Origin of the sequence: Streptococcus mitis (assembly GCF_001579035.1) — a bacterium.
GTDB classification, from domain to species: Bacteria; Bacillota; Bacilli; order Lactobacillales; family Streptococcaceae; genus Streptococcus; species Streptococcus mitis_J.
Genome location: NZ_KQ970289.1, coordinates 5,846 through 12,838 on the forward strand (window position 1 = coordinate 5,846; position 6,993 = coordinate 12,838).

Below are 6,993 nucleotides of genomic sequence, written 5' to 3' on the forward strand. Positions count from 1 at the left end.
CGACTTTTCTAAATCAGTCAACAAATTAACATAAAAATCAGCCCCCAAGCGCGCCATTTTGTACCAGGCTTTATTGCGGCGTTTGGAAAACCAAGGACTAATAATTCCTGCTGCCGCCTTGGTAGCTTGACCTTGTCCATGGTCAAAAACGGTTACTTCTAGGTCACTTTCTTTAGAGAGGTAGTAGGCAGCTGTTGCACCTACAATCCCTGCTCCGATAATGGCAACTTTTTTCATTGTTTTCACTTTCTAACTAGATATGGTGAAAAGGATTGGTCGATGCCTGACTAGGCAAGATATCAATATCCCAGCCCTTTTCTTCCTTCCATTGAGTAAGTAGTGCTGCAATTTTTTCTACAAAAAGCACTTCGATATAGTGACCTGGGTCCAATGCTAGCAAGCCATCAGACAACATATCCTGGGCAGTGTGGTAGTAAATATCACCAGTGATATAGACATCCGCTCCTTTAGCTAAAGCATCCTTATAGAAAGACTGCCCGCTACCACCGCAGATAGCCACTCTTGAAATAGGCTTCTGCAAGTCATTCTCTTGATAATGCACCATTCGAAGGCTATATAGACCAAAGACTTGCTTGACATGTTGGGCTAATTCTCCAAATGTCTGAGGCTGAACATTCCCAATACGACCAATTCCACGTTCTGGACCTGTCTCCTGTAGATAAGTCGTCTCCTCGATTCCTAATATCTGGCAGAACCAGTCATTGAGGCCATTTTCAGCGATGTCAATATTGGTATGGCTGACATAAACTGCAATGTCATGCTTTATCAGATCGATATAAATCTGATTTTGCGGACGGCTAGCTACCAAATCCTTGATGGGACGGAAAATCGGTGCGTGCTTGACGATAATCAAATTCACACCCTTTTCAATAGCTTCAGCCACCGTTTCTTCACGAATATCGAGGGCAACCATGACACTGTGGATCTCCTTGTCCAAAGTGCCAATTTGCAGACCACGGCTGTCTCCCTCCATGGAAAATTCCTGAGGGCAAAAGGCTTCATATGCGTTAATTACTTCACTTGCTAGCATGGAGAACCTCCTTGATGGCTTGAATTTTATCTACTAAAACTTGACGCTCCTCTATATTTTTTTCTGGGATTTGTCCGAGGGCAAACTCTAGCTTAACAGCTTCTTTTTGCCATTTTTGGACAAAGACTGGGCTGACTTCTTTGGACAAGAAAGATCCAAATCGAACATCACTGGCTGATAGTTTCATTTGTCCTGCTTCCACCACCAAAATCTCGTAAAACTTGCCAGCTTCTTCTAAGATGCTTTCAGCTACAATCTGAAATCCGTTCTCTTGTAACCAGATACGCAAATCGTCTTCACGATTATTAGGCTGGAGGATCAAACGCTCTACATTAGCTAACTTGTCCAAGCCTTCTTCCAATATCCTAGCAATCAAACGACCACCCATACCAGCAATGGTAATGACAGACACTTGGTCAGTCTCTTCAAAAGCTGCCAAGCCATTGGCTAAACGAACCTGGATTTTTTCCTTTAGGCCGTGAGCCTCAACATTTTTGACCGCAGACTGATAGGGACCTTCCACCACCTCACCTGCAATGGCACTTTTGATTTGTCCTCTTTCGACCAACTCGATAGGCAGATAAGCATGGTCACTCCCCACATCTAGTAAAATGGCTCCCTGTGGCACAAAGGAAGCCACTAATTCTAATCTCTTTGAAATCATCTTCTCTCACTTTCCAAAACTCTATTACCTCTTATTATACCACATTTCAGCTAGCAATCTTGTACCTAAAAAGACCGCAATCCACAGATTGCAGCCTTTCTTTATTTTCTGGCTTGATAGCGACTAGTCAGGATGAAAATCACGGTAAAGACCAACATCATGACACCATAAACAGGTAATGTTTGTCCTGTTAAGGTTGAAATTTCAAGCAGTTTTTGAATTCTTGGGAAGAGAGCTGTGGCTAGGAAGCCTCCTACTGACCAAACAATCAAGAGGACACGCCAGAGAGTGAATGGCATGCAGGCTCTAAATACGGATAAGAAACCAATTGACCCCAAGAGATAATAGAGTAGAGTTGAAATTTCTAACTCAGACCAACCTTGGCTCGTTCCAAATATTTTCACAAAAAGAACGCTGAAGACGACCATGAGAGCACTTGGTAGAGCACGAAGCATGGATCTTCTGAGAAAGTTTGGCTCAACAGGTTTGATATTTCGCTCAAAAGTCAGAACGAATGGTGGGAAACCTTCCACGAACTGGTCAATCATGGTAATCTGGATTGGAATGAAGGGAAAAATCAAGATCCACTCAGACCGACCTAGTAAAGCACTGGCGATACAGATAACTGCTAACAGGAAGGAATAGATGGTCTTTATCAAGAAAATCGGGGCGATGTGGGCAATGTTATTGACCACACGACGACCTTCAAAGAGAATCTCAGGAACATCATTAAAGTCAGAGTTCAAGAGAACCAGATTGGCAATCTGACGTGTTGCCGGGTCTCCCTCAGCCATCACGATAGAACAATCCGCCTCACGAAGGGCCAGGATATCATTGACTCCGTCTCCTGTCATAGCCGTTGTATAACCCGCTTTTTTCAGCGTTTGGATGATGAGTTTCTTTTGATGAGGGGAAACACGTCCGAAAATAGCTGTCTCCTCAGCCATAGCAACCAATTCCTCATCCGTAATTTTCGAGCAATCTACATAGCTGTGGTAGTCCGCAAAACCAGCCTTCTGAGCAATGCTGGATACCGTAACTGGATTGTCACCAGAGATAATCTTGAGGCCCACTTCCTGAGAACGGAGATAGTCCAGCGTCTCTGCTGCTCCCTCTCGAATCGGGTCCAAGATTTCCAGCAAGGCCAGAGCCTGAATATCAGATAGTTTCTGTGGTTTGTGATGGTCTAATTTCTCCTGACTGAGAGCTAAGACCAAGACACGTGACCCTCTCTCCAAGGCCTCTCTGGCTTCTGGGACCTCAGAATCCAGCAACATCTCAGGCGCCCCTAAGAAAACTGTTCCCAAACCTTCTAACTCCATGGCTCCCCACTTGCGGTCGCTTGAGAAAGGAAGATTAGAGAGCATAGGATAGGCTACTTGGCCTTGGAAACGCTGTCGAATAGCTTGGGCAGTTGGATTTTTATCCTCACTATGGGCTATGTAGCTGGTCAGGATGCTGGCAATAGTCTCTTCACCATAAGTTTCCGTCAGAGGAAGGACAGCCTCCACCTGCATCTTTCCTTGGGTGATGGTACCCGTCTTGTCCAAACAGAGCATATCCACGCGTGCCAAGGTCTCAACAGAGTACATCTCCTGAACCAAGACCTTTTTCAAGCCCAGCTTAATCACTGCAGTCAAGAGCGAAGCAATGGTCAAAAGGGCAATTCCCTTAGGCAACATTCCCAGAAGGGCTGTCGACGAGTTTACAACGGATGACTTGAGAGGCAGGCCTTTTAAAATCAAGGCTTCCAGCAGGAGAGCCAGACCAAAAGGAATGATAATCTTCCCAGTAAAACCAGCTAACCTGTCCAGCGATTTCATGATACGGGAGTTGATCGGTTTCACTGTCTTAGCTTCTAGCATGAGTTTGGCAGCATAATTGTCTGCACCTACATGATGGACACGAGCTAAAACTGCCCCACTGGCTAGGAAACTTCCTGACAAAAGCAAGGCGTCAACTTCCTTTTGCACCAAATCACTTTCCCCCGTTAACATGGCTTCATTGACTTCCGCAAAGCCTTCCAAAACCAAGGCATCACTAGGAATCTGCTCTCCTGCAGACAGACGAATCACATCTCCTAACACCAATTCTTCAGGATTCAGAGCCACTTCTTGGCCATCACGAATAGTCTTGACCTTTTCCTTAGTCATGAGATTGAGCTTGTCCACCATGTGTTTAGCCCGCAGCTCGGTCACAATTCCAGAAAAAGCGTTAAAGCAGATAACGGCAAAGAAGACCAGATTGCTCCAAGCCTGCACAAAGGCTAGTGCCAAAGCAATGGCAAAGTTCAAAGCGTTAAAAAGGGTAAAGACATTTCGTTTAACGATTTGCCAAGTGCTGGTACTGGCCGAAGCAGTAAAATCATTGACCAAGCCCTTAGCCTGTCTTTCCTTGACTTCTCTTTGGGTTAATCCCATAATCTTATTTTTATCCATAAATTCTATCATATCATTTTTTTTAACAGAATTCTAATCTCATCCCAAATATACACCTAGTCAAGGGAAAAGTTTGCCAGCCCTCCTTTGATAAGGTATAATAATAACAAGAAAAGAATCGAAGGAGATCGCATGTTTTATACTTATTTACGTGGATTGGTTGTCTTGCTCCTATGGTCTATCAATGGCAATGCCCACTATCATAATACTGATAAAATTCCTAATCAAGATGAAAATTATATTTTGGTTGCACCTCACCGTACCTGGTGGGATCCTGTTTACATGGCCTTTGCGACCAAGCCAAAACAGTTCATCTTTATGGCCAAAAAAGAACTCTTTACCAACCGTATTTTTGGTTGGTGGATTCGTATGTGTGGTGCCTTTCCTATCGACCGGGAAAATCCTAGCGCCTCAGCCATCAAATACCCTATCAATGTTCTCAAAAAAAGTGATCGCTCTCTCATCATGTTTCCAAGTGGGAGCCGTCACTCAAACGATGTCAAGGGTGGAGTTGCCCTGATTGCCAAAATGGCCAAGGTCCGTATCATGCCTGTTACCTACACAGGTCCCATGACTTTGAAGGGCTTAGTTAGCCGTGAGCGTGTCGATATGAACTTTGGAAATCCAATTGATATCTCAGATATCAAGAAAATGAATGATGAAGGCATTGAAACAGTCGCCAATCGTATCCAAACGGAATTCCAACGTCTGGACCAAGAAACCAAACAATGGCACAATAATAAAAAACCAAATCCACTCTGGTGGTTTATTCGCATCCCTGCTCTCATCCTTGCCATTATCCTCGCTATCCTAACCATCATCTTTAGCTTTATCGCAAGCTTCATCTGGAATCCAGATAAGAAAAGAGAAAAACTTGCATAGAAGAAATGAACCTTGGTCAAACGGCCAAGGTTTTTTATATAAATGAAAAATTCATGCAACAAAAAAATCCCCCCGTAGGGAGAAAAGCTGGTTTATTTTACCTTACAATGCTAGGAACCGTAACCGAAGATTATACTTGAGTATATCGAGGTAAAATGACAACGTAAAAAGCCCTCTGAAAATCAGAGAGCTGATTTGAGCCCGGGCTAAAATCCTAGTGAAACAAAAAAATCTACACAATCAGAAAAGTCTCTATCGTGCCATTTTCATACATGATGTATAGTCCAAGTAGAATGAATACTAAGGGCACAATGATTCGCTCGTATTTTTCAATTGTCTCGAATATTAAGGGAATAGAGGATAACACCCGACTAATCTCGCATAAGATAATTATGCCGATTACAAACACAAGCAAGGCCACGAGGGTCTGTGACCAATCTAATGAAGCAAAATAAGGTATATAGATACCTAAATTATCTCCGCCAGACGCAATTGTTAGCAATGTAACTGTCCAAAACAGTTGATTTGCCTTGCTTTGTTCTAATCTTTCAATAATTTCTTCCTCTTCTTCCTCTTCTTCCTCACCTTCTCCAACAATTGCAAAGCGAATCCCTAAATAGATAGGGATTAAACCAAGCAATCCAACCATCCATTCTTCAGGCACGAAATTAACGACATAAGCAGCAACTAAACTCGCCCCTACAAGTAAGCCTGTGCCTAGATATTGCCCCGCATAAATATGCCATTTTTGTTTATTCTGTGATAGCTGTGCAAATAAAATAAATAAAATAATTAAATAATCGATACTGGTGGAAATATAAACACCAATAGCAGATATGATTGTCTGTCCCATAAAAAACCTCCTGTATTGGTCAGTAATAAATCAGCAGATTTTAGGAGAGCACAGACACATTAATTTAGCTATCGCTAGTGGGTAATGTCGAACATAGGAAAGCATTTTACTCCTCCTCAAAACGTAGTTACAAAGTAATTTCTAACTGGAATTCGGTGACTACTTCCATGTAAAGTATAACATATTATACTTTACTTCGTAAAGTGTGGGCTCTCCGAGGGGGCTTGCAGACAGTTACTCGGCTTTTCAAGCCGAGTAGCTACGCACCTTTATGGTGTAATTAGCTGATACCATTTGATGTTTTTGTAGTCTCCAAAATTGTGACCGATAAAACCTCAATAAAAAAAACCTCTGAAAATCAGAGAGCTAACTTGAGCTCTGTCTAAAATCCATACAAAAAAGCTACCCAATTTAGAGTAGCTTCATTATCAAGATATGCTCAATTGAACACGGCCTAAGCACTTGGCAAAAAAGATAAAATCTCCTAGAAACTGAAGTTTCTTCGTCAATTTTCCTATTTTTGCTTTGTGCTTTTGACGGCCTTTGTATCTTGAATTAGCGACGAAGTCCTAGAGAGTTGATCAACTCACGGTAACGGTTAACGTCGTTTTTACGCAAGTATGCAAGCAAGTTACGACGGCGACCGATTTTTTTCATCAATCCACGGTAAGTAGCGTGGTCTTTTTTGTGTTGTTTGATGTGTTCGTTAAGGTGGTTGATTTCCCAAGTAAGGACAGCAACTTGAACCTCTACTGAACCTGTATCACCTTCGTGACGTGCATATTGTGCAATGATTTCATTTTTTTTCTCTTTTGAGATTGCCATGATGTTTCTCCTTTTTATTTGGCTTCATCCGAGTGACAGGTTGGCATGCCTGTAACCAAGAAGAAGTTATTTGTCATTACGACAATCCCTATTCTACCAATAACTAACTTCTTTGTCAACAGATTTACTTTCTTGTTTTAAATATGCTATAATACACATAGAAAGATAGCCAAGTTGTCTGTTATTTTAAAACGAGGTGATTATCATGCGTAGATTCTACTCCCATCTCCCCTACTATCTGGTCATATTTTTCTTTTTATTTGGCCGCTTTATCAGTTGG

General features: G+C 42.3%; 7 protein-coding genes. 1 reads left to right on the plus strand and 6 read right to left on the minus strand.

Annotation, left to right across the window (positions count from 1 at the left end; genetic code table 11):
* The 4 genes from SMIDD26_RS07220 to SMIDD26_RS07235 form a co-directional block, all read right to left on the minus strand.
* Positions 1–237 (minus strand): FAD-dependent oxidoreductase (locus SMIDD26_RS07220; protein ID WP_167747497.1); only part of this gene is annotated, 237 nt, incomplete at its 3' end.
* Between the two features lie 16 nt (positions 238–253).
* Complete coding sequence (locus SMIDD26_RS07225; protein WP_061439693.1) at positions 254–1,051, minus strand: Nif3-like dinuclear metal center hexameric protein; 798 nt, start codon at positions 1,049–1,051, stop codon at positions 254–256.
* The gene (locus SMIDD26_RS07230; protein ID WP_061439694.1) at positions 1,038–1,715 is read right to left on the minus strand and encodes a tRNA (adenine(22)-N(1))-methyltransferase; all 678 of its coding nucleotides are present in this window, start codon (positions 1,713–1,715) and stop codon (positions 1,038–1,040) included. Before SMIDD26_RS07230 ends, SMIDD26_RS07225 begins: the two co-directional genes overlap by 14 nt.
* Positions 1,716–1,816: 101 nt before the next feature.
* Positions 1,817–4,153, minus strand: coding sequence for a cation-translocating P-type ATPase (locus tag SMIDD26_RS07235; protein ID WP_061439790.1), 2,337 nt, complete (start codon positions 4,151–4,153; stop codon positions 1,817–1,819).
* Positions 4,154–4,285: 132 nt separating this feature from the next.
* Between SMIDD26_RS07235 and SMIDD26_RS07240 the strand changes: the two genes are divergently transcribed.
* Positions 4,286–5,035 (plus strand): lysophospholipid acyltransferase family protein, encoded by a 750-nt coding sequence (locus tag SMIDD26_RS07240; RefSeq protein WP_061439695.1) that lies wholly within the window; start codon positions 4,286–4,288, stop codon positions 5,033–5,035.
* A gap of 232 nt (positions 5,036–5,267) precedes the next feature.
* Here the strand turns inward: SMIDD26_RS07240 and SMIDD26_RS07245 are convergent, their stop codons facing one another.
* Both SMIDD26_RS07245 and rpsO read right to left on the minus strand, forming a co-directional pair.
* A complete protein-coding gene (locus tag SMIDD26_RS07245) occupies positions 5,268–5,888 on the minus strand; it encodes a CadD family cadmium resistance transporter (protein WP_045611205.1) in 621 nt (206 codons plus the stop codon).
* 555 nt (positions 5,889–6,443) lie between these two features.
* Positions 6,444–6,713 carry a 30S ribosomal protein S15 gene (rpsO, locus tag SMIDD26_RS07250; protein WP_001018251.1) on the minus strand — a complete coding sequence of 90 codons (270 nt, stop codon included), beginning with the start codon at positions 6,711–6,713 and terminating at the stop codon, positions 6,444–6,446.
* Positions 6,714–6,993 lie beyond the last annotated feature (280 nt).